The sequence below is a fragment of the Devosia sp. 919 genome (assembly GCF_013185965.1).
GTDB lineage: Bacteria > Pseudomonadota > Alphaproteobacteria > Rhizobiales > Devosiaceae > Devosia.
On sequence record NZ_JABAOL010000001.1, the window covers coordinates 1802551 to 1819800 of the forward strand.

The following is a 17250-nucleotide window of genomic DNA, read 5'->3' on the forward strand; positions in this document are numbered from 1 at the left end:
CCGGAGCGGCAACGGAGTAAAGCGCTTCCCGCGCCACGTTGAATACGTGGGGAGAAGTCTAGCCTCCGGTGCTCTTGATGGCGGCGGTCAGGAGTTGGCTCACTGCGGTTGAGCCGACCCCGAGGTCGAGAGCTATGCTCATATGGTTGCTGTCCGGGATATCGATCCTTCTGGTTGGCACCTGCTGGGCAGCAAGCCGTGATTGCATCGCGTCTGCCTGGGAATGGAACGGCAGGGTTTCTTGCTCCCCCACCAGCAGCAGCACATCGCCGCCTGCACGATAGTTTCTCGAGAGAGGCGAGAATTTAGTGACCTCGTCTTCCGTCAGGCCGATCATTGGCTGCAGAAAGGACGACCGCAGCGGCTTTAGGTCATAGATACCGCTGAGAAGGAGCGCGCTCTTAGGCGCTACTGGGATATCCGCTTCCAGCAGCGTGCAGCACAGATGGGCGCCGGCGGAGTGGCCCGATACGCTCAGTTGGTTCGGGTCGCCGCCAAAGCGAGGTATATTCGCTGCAAGCCAATCGGCAGCGCGGCGGACCTGAGCTACAATTTTCTCCATGCGAACCGCTGGCATCAGGGAATAGTCCATAACAGCGGCGATGGCGCCGGCAGCGACCACCGTATCGGCAATAAAGGAGAAGTCGTCCTTGCTGAACATCCGCCAATAGCCGCCATGAATAAAGAGATGCACTGGTACCGGGGCGGCCGCGGGCGGTGGCAAAAACAGGTCGAGCTTTTCGTCTGGCTCGGGCCCGTACTCAAGGTCCAGTACAGCCCGGTGATTATGCCGCGCTAGGGCGCTGCGGCCGGCATATTCTTTCAGGTAGCCATCAAAGTCCGGCACGTGATCGCGTGTCCGAAACAGGTCCTTGGCATCTTCCACGATCATTTCCCCAGCTTGCACGTCATCCGTTCTTCGCACTGGCCACTTCCCGGAGTGAGCCTCTTGTGCGCGCCGAGGCAACTCGGAGCAACTGCGCGTCCACAATCCAATATCATATACGATTGCATGTCGAGGTATGTCGTGCTAGCTGTTTGTCATTGCGAGGGGGAAGCAATGGCTCGGCACGTGCTCACGAGAGATGCGAAAGTGGAGGCGGATAAAAGCGCCGCGCCAATACCGCGCCCGCTCAGTCTCGCCAACGAAGTCTATGAGGCAATCTTTTCCCAGCTGATGGCGCTCAAGATCGCGCCTGGTGCCCGCATCACCGTCGACAATCTTTCCCGCGAGCTTGGCGTCTCGCAGACTCCCATCCGTGAGGCCTTGGGCCGCCTCGAGGGTGAGGGGCTGGTCAACAAGACTCATCTCATCGGCTTTAGCGCCGCCCCACAGATCTCGGTTCGACAATTCGCGAACCTTTATGAACTTCGCCTTCTGCTCGAGCCTCATGCTGCCCGGGAGGCCGTTGCGCGCCTCACCGACAAGAACCTTGCTGCACTCACCGAAGCTGCGGGGGTTATGGGGCGGCGCGCCAAATCAGGCGATGAACGCGCGCGTTATTCGCAGTTTGCCCGGCAGGACGCGGTGTTCCACGACATGATCGTGCAGACCGCTGGCAACGATCTGATCCGCGATACGCTGGCACACCAGCATGTCCACTTCCACATCTTTCGCTTGATGTTCCACTCGCGCGTCACCGCGGAAGCGCTGGAGGAGCACGAGGCGATTATTGCTGCGTTTGAAGCGCGTGACGGGCAGGCCGCAGAGCAGGCGATGCGGGCCCATATCGAGCGCTCGCGCGATCGCTTGCTGCCGGTTTTCGAATGACCGGGGTCGCGCACGCTGTGCTCCAGGATCGGGCGCAAACCACAGCGCAGCCGCTGATGCAATTGCAGGATCTCGGCAAAGCCTATGGCCCGATCACGGTGCTGAGCGGCGTTGACCTGGATATCCGCGCCGGGGAAATCCACGCCATTATCGGCGAGAACGGCGCTGGCAAATCTACGCTGATGCGCCTGGTTTCCGGGCATGTGGAACCCACCACCGGTACCATCACCTATCACGGTCAGCCCGCACACTTCAGCAAGCCGGTGCAGGCCGAAAATGCCGGCATTGTATTGGTGCATCAGGAGATCCTGCTCGCCGACGGTCTCACCGTGCTGGAAAACCTTTTTCTAGGCCGCGAACTCGGTCGCAACGGGCTCGTCGATGACGCGACCATGGAGCGCATCGCCGCCGAGCGGCTCGCGGCGATCGGCTGCACCGCTTCCCCCCGGGACTTGGTTCGCAATCTTCCTATCGCCCAGCGCCAGCTGGTGCAAATCGCCCGTGCCTTGCTTGAAGAGCACAGCATGGTGATCTTCGATGAACCCACCGCGGTGCTCGCCGCTACCGAAGTCGAAACTCTGCTGGCGATCGTGCGTGGCCTACGCGATCAGGGCGCAGCCGTGCTCTACATCTCCCACCGCCTGGATGAGGTCGAAGCTCTCGCCGATCGCATCACAGTGCTCCGCGATGGCAAGAAGATCGGCACCTATCCCGCCGCTGATTTAACCCAGCAGGACATGGCCAACCTCATGGTCGGACGCGACCTGGCTATGCTCTACCCACACAAGCGCGGCCTCTCCACCGCAGCGCCGCTGCTCGAAGTCGAGCATGCCGATGTGCCAGGTTTCGCGCACGACATTTCCTTCGTCGCCCGCCCGGGCGAAGTGCTCGGCTTTGGCGGCATGATCGGGGCTGGGCGAACCGAGCTCTTTGAGGGCCTGCTGGGACTGCGGCCCGCCAAGACCGGTGCCGTGCGCGTCGGCGGCAAGAAGACCCATATCCGTTCGGTTGCCGATGGCATCGAGGCCGGGATCGGCTATCTGACAGAAGATCGCAAGGGCAAGGGTCTGCTGCTGCGGGAGCGACTGGCACCCAACCTGGTGCTGACGGCTCTGTCCTGGATATATCGCAAACCATATCTCGAGCAAAAGCTCGAAGATCAGCAGCTCGATCGCGCGGTGCAGGAATATGATATCCGCGTTCGCAGTCGCCAGTTGCAGGCGGGCCAACTCTCGGGCGGCAACCAGCAAAAGCTGCTGCTGGCCAAGATCATGCTGCTCAACCCTTCGGTCGTCATCATCGATGAGCCGACGCGCGGCATTGATATCGGCAACAAGAGCCAGATCTACACTTTCATCGACAAGCTGGTGCGTGAGGGCAAGTCCTGCATCGTCATCTCCTCGGAACTGCAGGAGCTGGTGGGCCTGTGTGACCGCATCCTCGTGATGCGCTCGGGCCGGCTCGTGGCCGAACTGGAGGGCGACGCCATCACCGAACATGCGGTGGTGCTTGCCGCAACAAGTGGCGGGACAACCGCCAGTTCAACTGGAGGAAATGCCCGTGGCTGAGATCAGTGCCGCATCACCGCGCGAAACCCTGCTCGGGCGCATCAACTGGGTGGATCTGGGCCCCTTCATCGCCCTGGCCGTCCTCGTAATCGTCGGTTTCCTCGTCAACCCCGATTTCCTCTCGCCCACCAACCTGACCAATGTCATTACGCGTTCGTCCTTCATCGCCATCATCGCGGTGGGTGCCACCTTCGTCATCTCCTCGGGCGGGCTCGACTTGTCTGTGGGCTCCATGGCGGCCTTTGTAACCGGCGTCATGATCATGTTCATGAACGCCCTCGTTCCCAGTCTTGGCGCCAATGCCATCATTGCCGGCATGGCTCTGGTGCTTTGCGTCGGTGCGCTGTGCGGGCTCTTCAACGGTCTTATCGTCACTATCGGCAAGATTGAGCCCTTTATCGTCACCCTTGGCACGATGGGCATTTTCCGCGCCCTCATCACCTTCATGTCCAATGGCGGCACGATCCCGATCGACCGCAGCTTGCGCGAGCCCTTCCGGCCAATCTATTTCGGCACCCTGGCAGGGATACCCATTCCGATAGTCGTTTCGATCGTGGTGGCCCTGATCGGCGCCTTCCTGCTCTACAAGACCAAGTTCGGCCGCCGCTGCGCCGCTGTCGGTGCCAATGAGGAAGTGGCACGCTTTTCCGGTATCTCCATCCCCAAGATCCGCACCACCGCCTTCGTCATTCAAGGCGTATGCGTTGCGATCGCCGCGATCTGCTACGTCCCGCGGCTCGGGGCCGCCACCCCCACCACCGGCCTCCTCTGGGAACTGCAGGTGATCACAGCCGTGGTGATCGGCGGCACCGCCCTGCGCGGTGGCAAGGGTCGTATTTGGGGCACCATCGCGGGCGCGGTGATCCTTGAAATGATCGCCAACCTGATGGTGCTGTCCGACTTCATTTCCGAATACCTCGTCGCCGCGGTGCAAGGCGTCATCATCATCATTGCGATGCTCGTACAGAGGTTCTCGAAAGCGCAGCCGTAAAGCGACCGAACGGCTTGCACCTGCGAAAGGTCCAAGGGAGGAAACTATGTCTCGATTGAATATGCTTGCCGCGATCAGTGTCGCCGCCGCGCTCGTGGCCGTGCCTGCTCTCGCGCAGGAAAAAAAGCTGATCGCCGTCTCGATCCCGGCCGCCGACCATGGCTGGACCGCCGGTGTTGTCTACCACGCCCAGGCCGCAGCCGAAGAAATCCAGGCCGCATTCCCCAATATCGAAGTTGTCGTCAAGACTTCACCTTCGGCATCCGCCCAGGTCAGCGCGCTCGAGGATCTGACCGCCACCCGCCAGCCGGATGCCCTAGTGATCCTGCCCCATTCCTCCGAGGAACTGACAGGGCCGGTCCAGAGCATCAAGGATGCCGGCACCTTCATCACCGTGGTTGATCGTGGTCTGACGGATCCCGAAATCCAGGACCTTTACGTGGCCGGCGACAACATCGCCGTTGGCTCCACTACGGCCCAGTTCCTGATCGACAATCTCGGCGGCAAGGGCGATGTGGTGGTGCTGCGCGGCATTCCCACCGTGATCGATGACGAGCGTATCCAGGGCTTCCAGGACACGATCGAAGGCACTGACATCAATGTGCTCGACATCCAGTATGCCAACTGGAACAGCGACGAAGCCTTCAGCCTGATGCAGGACTATCTCGCCAAGTACCCCCATATCGACGCTGTGTGGGCCAATGACGACGACATGCTGCTCGGCGTGCTGGAAGCCATCCAGCAGTCCGGCCGGACCGAAATCAAATATGCGCTCGGCGGCAATGGCATGAAGGAAATCATCGAAAAGGTGATGGCGGGTGACCCCATGACCCCGATCGAGACGCCTTATCCGCCGTCCATGATCAAGACCGCGATCTACATGACCGCTGCCCAGTTCAACGGGCAGGCTCCGGTGCGCGGTTCTGTAAAGCTCGACGCGCCCTTGATCACCAAGGACAATGCGGCTGAATATTACTTCCCTGACTCCCCGTTCTGATAGCTTTGGGGCCAGCCTTGTGCTGGTCCCGCCCAACACAATTACTGGAGACGCAAAATGCCAGGCAAGAAAATCCTGATGCTGGTCGGTGAATTCACCGAGGAATACGAGATCTTTGTTTATCAGCAGGCCATGGAAGCCGTTGGCCACACGGTCCACGTTGTCTGCCCCGACAAGAAGGCCGGCGACATCATTGCCACGTCCTTGCATGATTTCGAAGGTCACCAGACCTATACCGAAAAGATGGGCCACTACTTCCAGCTCAACAAGAGCTTCGATGAGGTCAAGCTGGACCAATACGACGCCGTCTATGCTGCGGGCGGCCGCGGTCCCGAATATATCCGCACCGACAAGCGCGTCCAGGCCATGGTCCGGCACTTCCACGAAACCAACAAGCCGATCTTCACCATCTGCCACGGCGTGCAGATCCTGGTGGCGGTGGACGGCGTGGTGCGCGGCAAGAAGGTCGCGGCGCTGGGCGCCTGCGAGCCCGAAGTGATCCTGGCCGGCGGCACCTATATCGATCTGTCGCCCACCGACGCCTTTGTGGATGGCACCATGGTTTCGGCCAAGGGCTGGACCGCTCTTGCAGCCTTCATCCGCGAATGCCTCAAAGTCCTCGGCACCGAAATTCGCCACAGCGGCGACGTCACCGAAAAAGCTGCCTAACCACCATTGAGCCGGCCGCGCCACGTGGCCGGCTCAATCTTTGCATCAGGCAAGGTCGAGGAACCGACCCGTATCGAGATCGATCGGCACCCCATGCTGGCGCCGATGTTCGGCCCGCCTCCATTCCCGGTCGCCGGGCGCCATGACCTCGTGTCCCTCCCGCGTGGGCGCTTCGCGCAAGGAGGCGATATAGCGCGACATGCCCATCTCGAAGATGGCTCGACCGGCGAAATGATCGGGATCGATCGCCAGCACGAAGTGGCCCATATTGCGGGGCGTGCTGATATCGTCCGCGCCGACCATCGGGATGAAATCGGCATCAAGGGTTGTGCCGGTGAGCACGGCCGAAAGCAGCGTGGCGAGGCCCGCTAGCCCCGCACCCTTGTAGCCATACTCGTCCCCGCCCAACGGCAGAACCATCTCGGCGCTATGCGGGTCGGTGACGGTGCCGCCGCTCTCATCGGCCGCAACACCGGGCGGCAGTTCCTTGTCGAGCGAGCGATGCAGCAGCACGCGGTTCATCGGGATCGAGGAAGTCGCCATGTCGAGCAGCCAGGGCTTGTGGCCGGGCAGGGGTGCCGCAAAGGCCAGCGGATTGGTGCCGTGAAAGCGCTTGGCGCCACCAAACAGCGGCACCATGGAATCGGTGTTGGTGGTGGCAAAGCCGATCATGCCCGCATAAGCGGCCTCCAGGGCATAGGCACCCGCGGCGCCGAAATGAGACGAGCGGCGGACCCCCACCGCGGCAATGCCGCTTTCCTTGGCCCGCTCGCAGGCAATATCCATCGCCCGGTAAGAGGCGTAATGACCCAGCCCGTCATCCCCATCCAGCATGGTGCTGCCGGATCCCTTGTGCTCGACGCGCAGCTCCGGGTTCTTGTTGATCCGGCCGCCACCCAGCATCTGGCAATAATGCCGTACGAGGCGCACGCCATGGCTGTCCACCCCAAGCATCGAAGCATGCATCATGGCCTTGGTCGCAGCCAGCAACGACGCTTCGCTCGCGCCCGCTGCCCGCAGCGCCCCCTGGACTCGTCCCTCCAGCTCCTCGGGGGCAATGGTAATGGTGCCGGCAGAAACATCCGTCATATCTGCGCTTTCAGTTCTTGTTGGGTGAGGGGGCGCGAGGCAATCGCGGTCGCCCGCGCGAGAGCGCGGTGGCGGCAGCCGCTGCCATTCCGTGGTAATTGATCCGGCGGGGCCTAGCCGAGATTTCGCCGGGTATGGACATTGGTGGGGCCGACATACCAGTCGCGTGCCGCAACCTCTTCGAACACCACCCAGACATCCTCGGGCGCCAGCCCCGTCGCTTCGGTCACCGCGTCGCTCACCTTGCGCGCGATCTGGGCCTTCTTGCCTTCGGGATCATCAGCGATGACTTCCCGGACGAGCCGGATGTTGATGAACGGCATGGGGATCTCCTACCCTTTTTTGGTGCTATCCTGCGTGGCCGGGGCATCCTCCACCCAGGCCAGGATGACGTCGCGTGCCCGCTCTATGTGATGCCGCATGGCGTCTTCGGCGCCCTTGGCATCGCCAGCACGAATAGCGGCACAGATCTTTGTATGTTCGGCAATCACCGCATCGGCATCGACCACGCCACGATTGCGATAAAGCGGGCCAATTCGATGATTGGCTTGCAACTGGGCCAGGGCCCCTGTGATGAACATATTGCCGCAATCGGCGGCGATGGTTTGGTGGAACAGGGCATCTGCGTCCACGAAGTTCACGAACAGCTGGCTGCGTGGGCCCCGTCCGGCCGAGTTGATTCCCTTGATCGACTGCTCGAGCGTCGTAATGGTCTGCTCGGTACGATGCTGCGCCGCGAGAGCCGCGGCCGCAGGCTCCAGCAGCAAGCGCGTTTGAAACAGATGCGCGTAGTCGAGCAGGGACATGGCCGGCGCCGCCTTGTAGCGCCCATTGCGCAGCCGTACGACGAGCCGGTCCCCTTCGAGGCGCGCCAGGGCTTCGCGGATTGGGGTCTGGGACACGCCCAGCTTGCTCGCGATCACATCGATGCCGATCACCTCACCGGGCTCGACGGCTTGGTCGAGCACCAGGTTGCGAATGTGATTATAGGCCTGCTCGGCCAGGCTGGTCTTGTCGAGGGTCTTGTCCGCCGCCGGCATAATCGTCCTTTCCGATGGCGCGTCCTGCAGCACGACGCCAGGCACGCCACGTCTTCACGGCTCCCCATCAGCAACCTGCTCTGCAAACCACCACAAGCCAGCTTGCTAATCAATATCCTATATACTACGAAATCGGACAGAACAGAGCCAGCTCGCATCCGACAACCTGGTGCGAAGCGACCCGTCCAAAGAAGCAGGTAAGCTGCTCAGGTGTTGCGCGAGCTGACGAGGGGTTCATAGGGCCGCCTGGCGGCGAGGAGGAATATCAATGAAGCGTTCACTGATTCTGCTGACTGCAGTTCTGGCATCGACCAGCCTGACCGGCATCGCGCATGCCGAAACATCGGGCAAGCGCATTGCCCTGTCCAACAACTATGCCGGTAATTCCTGGCGTCAGGCCATGCTCGAAAGCTGGGAGAAGGTGACGAGCCAGGCCGTTGCTGACGGGATCGTCGCGGCCGTCGACACCTTCACCACCGCCGATCAGGAAGTGCCCACCCAGGCCGCCCAGGTCCAAAACCTGATCCTGCAGGGCTACGACGCCATCGTCATCAATGCCGCCTCCCCCGACGCCCTGAACGGCGCCGTCAAGGCCGCCTGCGACGCCGGTATCGTTGTTGTCTCGTTTGATGGCACTGTGTCCGAGCCTTGCGCCTGGCGCGTGGCGGTCGACTACAAGCAGCTCGGCCAGCAGCAGCTCGACTATCTCGCCGGCCGTCTTCCCGAAGGCGGTAATCTCCTGGAAATCCGTGGTCTTGCCGGCACTTCCATTGATAACCTCATTCATGAAGGTATCGCCGACGGCGTCAAGGCTCATCCAAACTTCACCATTGTCGGCGAAGCTACCGGCAACTGGGATCAGGCCACGGCCCAGCGCGCTGTGTCGACCGTGCTGCCCTCGCTGCCCGAGATCGATGCCATCGTCACCCAGGGCGGCGACGGCTATGGCGCGGCTCAGGCCTTCCGTGCTGCCGGCCGTGATGTGCCGATCATCATCATGGGCAACCGTCAGGACGAGCTGGCCTGGTGGCAGGAGCAGCGCGATGCCAATGGTTACGAGACCTGGTCCGGCACCATCGCGCCCGGCATCTCGACGCTCGCCTTCTGGGTTGCCCAGCAGATCCTTGACGGCAAGGAAATCCCCAAGGACGTGACCGTTCCCTACCTGACCGTCACCCAGGAAACGCTGGATGAAGCTGTTGCCAACACGCCGGTCGGCGGCGTTGCCAATAAGGAATACTCGCAAGAGGAAGCCATCCAGGCCATCGCAGACAACCTCTAGGCGAGAGCAGAAGTAAGCCATGACCGCGCCAAACGGATCGGCAATTGAGCTGGCGGGTGTTTCCCGCTCCTTTGGCGCGGTGCGCGCCCTGTCCGACGTCAACTTGTTGATTGCCGGGGGCCAGTGCCTCGGACTTGTCGGCCATAACGGGGCCGGCAAGTCGACCTTGATGCATGTCCTTGCCGGCACGCTGCGACCCGATCAGGGCCGCATCCAGGTCGGCGGGCAGCAGTACGACCAGATTTCGGTGCACCTGGCGCAAACCCTGGGGCTGCGCTGCGTGTTTCAGGAACTGTCCTTGTGCCCCAACCTCACAGTGGCCGAGAACACGCGCATCCTCCACCCCTCCATCAAGGGCTGGGGCTGGCGCAAAAAGGCCGGTGCGCTGATCAGCGCCATGCTGGAGCGCATTTTTCCCGGCCACGACATTTCGCCCGACACCGTAGTTTCCGACCTATCCATCGGCCGCCGCCAGATGGTCGAGATCGCCCGAGCCTTCACCGTCAGCGAAGGCGTGCTGCGCCTCGTGATCCTCGATGAACCGACATCCTCACTTGATGCGACCACTTCGCGCCAATTACTGGAATTTGTGCGCAAGGAGGTCCAGAGCGGGGTCTCGTGCATCCTCATCTCGCATATGTTGGGCGAAATCCTCGATTACTCCGATCAGATCGCGGTGATGAAGAATGGCCAACTTGTGGCTTCCGGCCCGGTCGCCAACTTCTCGCGCGAAAGCCTCGTCGATCTGATGAGCGGCGGTGAGCATCCTGACCGCGCAGCGCGCGAGCGCTCGATCCGCTCCCTCGCCGACGCTCCCATTGCCGTCAAGGCCGAACCAGCGGGCAGGGGGCTACCCTTCGTTGCCCGGCGCGGCGAGGTCATCGGCCTTGCTGGCTTGTCCGGGCATGGTCAGACCGAATTCCTGGTGCAGGTCTTTGAAGCGGCGCGCGCCCGCAAGCCCGAGATCACCGTCGCGGGCGCGGTGTCCTTCGTTGCCGGCGACCGGCAAGCTGATGGCATCTTCCCGCTCTGGTCCATCGCCGACAACATCGCGGTCGGCTCGCTGCCGGTGCTCCGCAACGGCCTGCTTCTGTCCGGCGCCAAGGAGCGCGAGCTTTCGAGCCGCTGGGGCCGAACCATGGCGATCAAGGCGCCCTCGCTTGACGACGAAATTCTCTCCCTCTCCGGCGGTAATCAGCAAAAAGCGCTCTTTGCCCGGGCGCTCTCGACCACATCCGCCGTGGTGCTGATGGACGATCCCATGCGCGGCGTCGATATCGGCACCAAGCTCGAAGTCTATGACATCATTGCCGAGCAGGCAGCGGGCGGCCGAACCTTCCTTTGGTACACCACCGAGTTCGAAGAGCTCGAATATTGCGACCGCGTCTACGTGTTCCAGAACGGGCGCATCGTGGGCGAACTGCAGGGCGCTGACATTACCGAGGCCAGTGTGATTGGCTCCTCGTTCAAGGACAAGGACGCGGCATGACCACCGACATTTCGACCACGGCACGCGGTCAGAACCTGGCTGCGTCCTCTCGTCAGCGTCTGCTGCGCGGCGCCCTGCCGGCAGTCTCGCTCGTCATCGTGCTTGCGGCCATCTGGTACTTCAATCCCCGGGCGATCAGCTATTTCGGCCTCAACCTGATGCTGAACCTGGCCATTCCCGTCGCTCTGGCCACCATCGCCCAGATGTGCGTCATGGCCACCAACGAGCTTGATCTGTCGATCGGTGCCTTTGTCGGCTTTGTCGCCTGCGTCACCGCCACCTATATGCCTGAAGCGCCGCTCCTTGCCGCGCTGATGCTGGCCGGCGGCGTGCTGGTTTACATGCTGGCGGCCGTCATCATTCACCTGCGCAACGTCCCTTCCATCGTCGTCACCCTGGGCCTGAGCTTTTTCTGGGCGGGACTCGCCCTCCTGATCCGCCCGACGCCTGGCGGCTCCGCCCCCGGCTTTCTGCGCGACTTCATGGCCTTCCAGCCGCCCTTCATCCCCATGCCGGTCTTGCTGGCGATCGTGATTGGCCTCGTCGTGCATTTCGTCCTGATGCGCTCCTCCTATGGCGCGGTGCTGCGCGGCGTTGGCGGCAATGCCCGCGCGGTCCATCGTGCCGGCTGGTCCATCCTCAAGGCCAAGGTCGCCATGTTCGCCCTGGCCGGTGTGTTCGGCATTCTGGCTGGCATGACGCTCGTGGGCGTGTCCTCCAGCGCCGACGCCAATATGGCGACCGGCTACACCTTGCTCTCCATCGCCGGGGCGGTGATCGGGGGCGCTGAGTTCGTTGGCGGTCGCATCTCGCCCATCGGCGCGGTGATCGGAGCCCTGGTGCTGCAACTGGCATCCTCGGCGCTGAACTTCTTCCAGGTGCCGTTCCTGCCGGGCGGCCGCATTCCTCAAGAATGGCAGGTTGGTGCCCAAGGCATGTTCCTGATCATCATCCTCGCCGCCCGCGTGCTCATCAGCAAAGCTGAAAAATGACCGATCAGACCCTTTCCCTTTCGCGGTTCACCCTAAACAGTCTTCCGGTCTGGCTCTGGTCATTCCTCGGCGCCTTTCTGGTCTGGGTGCTGTCCTTTTCCATTGCAGGGCAAGGCGCCCAGGGCATGCTCGTCGCCGCCCTGTCCTTCTCGGTGTTCACCGTCATGGTGGGCTTGGGCCAGATGTTCGTCATCACACTCGGACCCGGCAATGTTGACCTTTCGATCCCGGCCACCATCGGCCTGGCCAGCGCCGTCGCCATGAAGGTCATGGATGGACAGAACAGCCTTATCCTCTGGGGTCTCCTTGCCGCGCTCGCCTGCGGCATCCTGATCGGGGGCTTCAATTATCTGCTGATCCGACTGCTCCGTATCCCGCCCATCGTGGCGACCCTGTCCTCGAGCTTCATCATCCAGTCCGTCGGCATCAGCTATGGCCGCGGCCTGCAGATCAAGCCGCCCGCGGCGCTCTCCGATTTTACCTTCTCGCGCTTTCTAGGTGTTCCCGTACTCGCCATCGTCGCCATCGCCCTGTCCGTCGTGGCGGGGATCGTGCTGCACCGCACCATCTATGGCCGCACCGTGCTCGCCACTGGCCAGAACATGCGCGCCGCCCGCTTTGCTGGCCTCTCGGTCGAGCGCACCAGGCTGTTGACCTATGTGCTTTCCGGCGCTCTTGCCGCGCTGTGCGGCGCGCTATTGGCCGGATTTTCGGGTGGTTCCTCGCTCTCCATGGGCCGCGAATACCTGCTGACCTCCATCGCCGTGGTCGTGCTCGGCGGCACCTCGGTTGCGGGCGGGCGGGCCAATGTCCCCGGCCTTTGGGGCGGCGCCTTGTTCCTGTTCATGGTGTCCACTCTGCTCAACACCGCAGGCTTCGGCTCGGGCTTGCGGGACGTCTTTACCGGTCTGATCATCGTTGCCGCGATCGCCATCACTGGCACGCGTCAGGCGCTTAGGTAAGAGCCCAAGAAGCAATCTCGGAGGAGGGTATTTTGGCTGCATCGGATTATGAGATTCTGGACGAACGCTTTGCGCGCCTGCCGTGCACCACGGCCAATGTCCATAAGCTTTACCAAGGCTGCCATTGGGCCGAGGGTCCCGCCTACTTCCCGGCCGGGCGCTACCTCGTCTGGTCCGACGCGCCCAACAACCGCATGCTGCGTTATGATGAGGCCAGTGACGCCGTCAGCGTCTTCCGCCAGCCCGCCAACAACAGCAACGGCAACACCGTTGACCGCCAGGGTCGCCTTGTTACCTGCGAACATGGCACCCGCCGCGTCACCCGCACCGAGCATGACGGCTCCATCACGGTCCTTGCCGACAACTACAACGGCAAGCGGCTGAACAGCCCCAATGACGTGGTGGTCAAGTCAGACGGCTCGATCTGGTTCACCGACCCGACCTATGGCATCGATTCTGACTACGAGGGCAACAAGGCCGAAAGCGAGATCGGCGCGTCCAATGTCTACCGGATCGATCCCGCTTCCGGCGCACTCACCATTGTCTGTGATGACTTCGTCAAGCCAAACGGCCTGGCGTTCTCGCCCGATGAAAAGCTGCTTTACGTCGTCGACACCGGCCGCACCCATGGCCCGCAGAACCCGGCCCATATGCGCGTGTTCGAAGTCGGCGAGAATGGCACGCTCTCAGGCGGTCGGGTCTTTGCGGATTGCACGGCCGGGCTGTTCGACGGTTTCCGCCTCGATACCGATGGCCGCATCTGGACCTCGGCTGCGGATGGCGTGCACGTTTATGATCCCGACGGCACGCTGATCGGCAAGGTGCGCATTCCCGAAGTGGTCGCCAATGTCTGCTTTGGCGGACCCAAGCGGGACCGGCTCTTTATCTGCGCCACAACGACACTGTATTCCGTGCGCCTGTTTGTTAACGGCGCTAAGACCTTCTGAGCCCGACCACTCAGGGTCAGGTGACTGCACAAAAACAAAGGCCCCGGCAGCTATAACAGCGCCAGGGCCTTCTTTTCGCCGGCGGCCGCGAGGAGGGGATCGCGCACCGGCTTGACCCTTAGATAGTTGCGGCTGGCCGACCCGCAAGACGCTCCCCGGTCACGAGATAGAGAGGGTGCATCAAGGGTAGTTTCGTGTTCTTTGCTGCGTGCTCCGCTCCCGATCTCCCGAGCCCTGTAGTGCGGGCTTTCCCGCGGCATTGAAGTGCTAAATCCCTGTTCCCACCAGGTCCAACATCTCCGCTGGTACGTGCGAGCACAGGTTACAGGGGCGCCTGGCGAGCGTCCTCAATGTCAAGCTATACCGCGACCTGCGTCGACCAGGCACACCTGTCGCAGGGTTGACGATCCCGGTTTGGACGCATGTTGGGCAGCAACGCCCTACAATAAGGACGCAATGCGGCAGGGTCCCAGAATCACCCTAATCCAGCCGCTCTGTCCGCCAATTGAGGCCGCAACGATCCCTTTAATGCTGACCTCAACGTCAACAGCGAGATATCGTTCCCTTAATGCAGAAGATTTTCAAAGCCGCCGCCGTTGCGCTTTCCCTCACCCTCGCCGCAGTTCCAATGGCTCCACAAGCCTTCGCCAAGGACAGCACTTTGTCAGGTGTGGCTTCCTGGTATGGCCCCGGCTTTCACGGGCGCACCACGGCTAATGGTGAGAAGTACAATATGCACCAGCTCACTGCGGCTCACAAATCCCTCAAGTTCGGCACCAAGGTTCGTGTGACCAACAAGAAGAACGGCAAGTCCGTCATCGTGCGGATCAATGATCGTGGACCTTACGTCGGCAGCCGGATCATCGACCTCTCCAAAGGCGCTGCCCAGGCCATCGGCATGATCGGCTCCGGGACCGCGTCGGTCACTGTAGAAATACTCGCATAAATAAGCAGAAATTGCACCTCAATGCGCTCGGGAACAAACCAATAAGACGGGTGTTCTTCAAGCAGAGGTGATCATCATGCGTAAAGTCCTTGTAGTCTTCGCAGCCGCTGTGGCACTGGCAGGCTGTTCTGCGTCTCGAGAGCGCGTCGTGGTCTTATCACCACCAACTGCGGTTATTGTTCAGCCGCAGCCAGTGGTTCGGCTCGTCGAACCGCCACCCGCCAGGGGAAATGTGGATTCCGTCGCGGCGCTGCGGCCCGGCCGCGGCTATGTCGCCGCGTTTCCGGAAGCTGACCGCCGTGCGGCATGCGTGCGGCTCGATTATCGGCCCGGCACCCGCGGCTTCTCGCGCTGCTTGGTAGGCGATTTCCCGGAAAACCCCTACTTCGCCAGCCGATAGCCAAGCCAGCGTTGACCCAGAAGACTGCACAATTCGCCCCGAGCGGCCGGTCCAGCGATCGGCTGCTGTTCGCTGAATCCTGCGCTTCTGATCATCCGCCATTCGGGGTAGAGCTTGGCGCCTCCGACACTTTGTTGCCATGCGCCACTGGTTTATCGGCGAGCCAGATGCTAGGCGCGGTATCGCTTTGCCCAAGAAAGGCGCGTTCCCGTTTTGCAGCCGAACTTTCTCGTTACTCACTCCGGTGGCTTTCACGCCGACGAACTCCTGTCCAGCGTGGTTCTGACCCGGCTCTTCCCCGATGCGCAACTGGTCCGCTCCCGCACTGCACAGTGGATTACTCCCGCCCAAGACCGCATCATCTACGATGTTGGCGGCGCCTATGATGCCGCAGCACAGATCTTCGATCACCATCAGCGCGGTGCGCCGGTTCGGGACAGCGGCGAGCCGTTCAGCTCCTTTGGCTTGGTCTGGAAGCACTACGGACGCGATTATCTCCGTGCCTCAGGGATCGTCGACGCCAATTTGGATGAGGTGCACGCCTCCTTTGACAGGGAATTCGTTCTCCCGGTCGACCTGATGGACAATGGCGCGCTCAGCGCCAGCGTCGCGGGGGCCCTGGCCGAACTGACCCTGCCGGCTTTGCTGGATAGTCTCAAGCCCCCCTTTGATCAGGCCGATCCAGCCAGCGAAGACAGAGCCTTTGCCGAAGCTCTCGCCATTGTCAGCCGGTTTGTTGAGGGCAATGTCGCTCGCAGGGCTGCCAAATTGCGCGCGGAGCAAGTGGTTTTGCAGGCCATCGAAACAGCCGGCTCAGGACGGATCCTAGAGCTTCCCCAAGGCATGCCATACCGATCAGCGATCGCGAAATCAGGTGCCGACCACCTGCTCTTTGTGGTCCATCCCCGCGACAAGGATTGGTGCCTGGGCGGCATTCCCGTCGTGCAAGGCGAATTCAAGCTCCGAGCGGATCTTCCCGCCGCATGGGCTGGCCTGACCAATGGCGATCTCGAGGCCGTCTGCGGCGTCGAGGGCGCGAGCTTCTGCCACAATGGGCGGTTCATCGCGGCGGCAAAGTCTCGCGACGCCATCCTGGCCATGGCCGACTTGGCTGTTCGAGAAATTACCTCCTGATCCCACTCCGCTCCGATACCTCCGGGCAGGGGCGTTGTTCGTTACTGCAGTTGCGGCTTTTGCAGGAAGCTGTTGCGGTCCGCGGTTTTTACCCGGACCCAATTGTCTCTCCCGTCTCGGACCAGGCGTAAGGCGAACTCGGAGCCCACCGGGGACGTGGTCCAAAGCTTGCGGTAAAAATCACTCAGGCCATTGATAGCATGGCCGTCGAGCTCACTGATGATGTCCCCGCTCTTGAGCCCCGCGTCTGCAGCGGGGCCGTGCTCGGCGACGCTCATCACGATCACCTCGTTGTTCTGCTCGGCCGTGAACACGCCTAGCCACGGGCGAGGCTCGTTCCGCGACCGCCCGAGGTTGACGAGGTCATCAAGGATGTCCTTCAACAAATCGATCGGCACGAACATATTGATGTCCGTGGTGCGCCCGAGTTGCAGCATCTGCAGGCGCAGCGAACCCAGTCCGATCAGCTGACCCTGCGGATCCACCAGCGCAGCCCCGCCCCAGGAAGGGTGGAATGGGGCGGTAAAGATCGCCTCATCAAGCAGATATTCCCAGTAGCCGGCGAATTCCTGCTTGGCGACAATCTCGGTCAGCACCTCACTGCCTTCCCCATCGATTATAGTGCCGATATCGCCCAACTTGGTGGCACCGGAACTGCCAAGGTTAAGGGCCGGGAGATCCAGTTCTCCCAAAGCCTGGACGAGGCCAAATCCGGTTTGCTGGTCGATGCCGAGCACATGGGCGTAGACAACCCGCCCGTCATGCGTGGTCAGCCATACTTCCTCAGCCTCGGTGATGAGATATCCGATGGTCAGGACCAGGCCCGTGGTGTTGATGACGACGCCGCTGCCTTCGCGGATCGTACCCAGGGTCGAGGCGGTGAATGCCGTTTCGGGCACCATCGCCCTGAGGGACACAATGGAGGTTCGGAACTTGTTGGTCATTTCTATCTCCCCACGGCGAGCCATGCACT

Annotated in this window: 17 protein-coding genes; 12 read left to right on the top strand and 5 right to left on the bottom strand. The window is 61.9% G+C overall.

Annotated elements, in window-relative coordinates; translation table 11 throughout:
* Positions 1-58: 58 nt before the first annotated feature.
* On the bottom strand, positions 59-886 hold the full coding sequence (locus HRQ64_RS08675) for an alpha/beta hydrolase (RefSeq protein ID WP_349236686.1): 828 nt from the start codon (positions 884-886) through the stop codon (positions 59-61).
* 207 nt (positions 887-1093) lie between these two features.
* Here HRQ64_RS08675 and HRQ64_RS08680 point away from each other — a divergent pair, with 207 nt between their 5' ends.
* The 5 genes from HRQ64_RS08680 to HRQ64_RS08700 are packed head-to-tail and all read left to right on the top strand — an operon-like array spanning position 1094 to position 5996.
* Positions 1094-1771 (top strand): GntR family transcriptional regulator, encoded by a 678-nt coding sequence (locus tag HRQ64_RS08680; RefSeq protein WP_349236687.1) that lies wholly within the window; start codon positions 1094-1096, stop codon positions 1769-1771.
* A gap of 56 nt (positions 1772-1827) precedes the next feature.
* A complete protein-coding gene (locus HRQ64_RS08685) occupies positions 1828-3339 on the top strand; it encodes a sugar ABC transporter ATP-binding protein (RefSeq protein ID WP_248308248.1) in 1512 nt (503 codons plus the stop codon).
* Positions 3326-4330: an ABC transporter permease gene (locus tag HRQ64_RS08690; protein ID WP_172123001.1), complete on the top strand. Its 1005-nt coding sequence runs from the start codon at positions 3326-3328 to the stop codon at positions 4328-4330. The genes HRQ64_RS08685 and HRQ64_RS08690 overlap by 14 nt, the downstream gene beginning before the upstream one ends.
* Positions 4331-4376: 46 nt before the next feature.
* Positions 4377-5327: a substrate-binding domain-containing protein gene (locus HRQ64_RS08695; protein WP_172123002.1), complete on the top strand. Its 951-nt coding sequence runs from the start codon at positions 4377-4379 to the stop codon at positions 5325-5327.
* A 57-nt stretch (positions 5328-5384) separates the two neighbouring features.
* Entirely contained in the window at positions 5385-5996 is a 612-nt protein-coding gene (locus HRQ64_RS08700) for a DJ-1/PfpI family protein (RefSeq protein WP_172123003.1), read from the top strand.
* A gap of 45 nt (positions 5997-6041) precedes the next feature.
* On the opposite strand, the gene HRQ64_RS08705 is transcribed toward HRQ64_RS08700, so the two are convergent.
* From HRQ64_RS08705 to HRQ64_RS08715, 3 genes are all read right to left on the bottom strand, one after another.
* Positions 6042-7085, bottom strand: a complete 1044-nt coding sequence (locus HRQ64_RS08705) for an Ldh family oxidoreductase (protein ID WP_172123004.1) — start codon at positions 7083-7085, stop codon at positions 6042-6044.
* A 113-nt stretch (positions 7086-7198) separates the two neighbouring features.
* Positions 7199-7408, bottom strand: a complete 210-nt coding sequence (locus HRQ64_RS08710; RefSeq protein WP_127752711.1) for a 4-oxalocrotonate tautomerase family protein — start codon at positions 7406-7408, stop codon at positions 7199-7201.
* A gap of 9 nt (positions 7409-7417) precedes the next feature.
* Positions 7418-8125, bottom strand: coding sequence for a GntR family transcriptional regulator (locus HRQ64_RS08715; RefSeq protein ID WP_172123005.1), 708 nt, complete (start codon positions 8123-8125; stop codon positions 7418-7420).
* Between the two features lie 268 nt (positions 8126-8393).
* On the opposite strand from HRQ64_RS08715, the gene HRQ64_RS08720 reads away from it, so the two are divergent.
* The 7 genes from HRQ64_RS08720 to HRQ64_RS08750 all read left to right on the top strand — a co-directional run bounded on the left by HRQ64_RS08720 (position 8394) and on the right by HRQ64_RS08750 (position 16277).
* Positions 8394-9407, top strand: a complete 1014-nt coding sequence (locus tag HRQ64_RS08720; protein WP_127752713.1) for an ABC transporter substrate-binding protein — start codon at positions 8394-8396, stop codon at positions 9405-9407.
* Between the two features lie 19 nt (positions 9408-9426).
* Complete coding sequence (locus HRQ64_RS08725) at positions 9427-10896, top strand: sugar ABC transporter ATP-binding protein (RefSeq protein WP_172123006.1); 1470 nt, start codon at positions 9427-9429, stop codon at positions 10894-10896.
* Positions 10893-11888 (top strand): ABC transporter permease, encoded by a 996-nt coding sequence (locus tag HRQ64_RS08730; RefSeq protein WP_172123007.1) that lies wholly within the window; start codon positions 10893-10895, stop codon positions 11886-11888. The genes HRQ64_RS08725 and HRQ64_RS08730 overlap by 4 nt, the downstream gene beginning before the upstream one ends.
* Positions 11885-12850 carry an ABC transporter permease gene (locus HRQ64_RS08735; protein ID WP_172123008.1) on the top strand — a complete coding sequence of 322 codons (966 nt, stop codon included), beginning with the start codon at positions 11885-11887 and terminating at the stop codon, positions 12848-12850. Before HRQ64_RS08730 ends, HRQ64_RS08735 begins: the two co-directional genes overlap by 4 nt.
* A 32-nt stretch (positions 12851-12882) precedes the next feature.
* Positions 12883-13797, top strand: a complete 915-nt coding sequence (locus HRQ64_RS08740) for an SMP-30/gluconolactonase/LRE family protein (protein WP_172123009.1) — start codon at positions 12883-12885, stop codon at positions 13795-13797.
* 628 nt (positions 13798-14425) lie between these two features.
* The gene (locus HRQ64_RS08745) at positions 14426-14743 is read left to right on the top strand and encodes a septal ring lytic transglycosylase RlpA family protein (RefSeq protein ID WP_248305264.1); all 318 of its coding nucleotides are present in this window, start codon (positions 14426-14428) and stop codon (positions 14741-14743) included.
* Between the two features lie 613 nt (positions 14744-15356).
* Entirely contained in the window at positions 15357-16277 is a 921-nt protein-coding gene (locus HRQ64_RS08750) for an MYG1 family protein (protein ID WP_172123010.1), read from the top strand.
* A gap of 41 nt (positions 16278-16318) precedes the next feature.
* Here the strand turns inward: HRQ64_RS08750 and HRQ64_RS08755 are convergent, their stop codons facing one another.
* Positions 16319-17221, bottom strand: coding sequence for a S1C family serine protease (locus tag HRQ64_RS08755; protein WP_172123011.1), 903 nt, complete (start codon positions 17219-17221; stop codon positions 16319-16321).
* Positions 17222-17250: the final 29 nt, after the last annotated feature.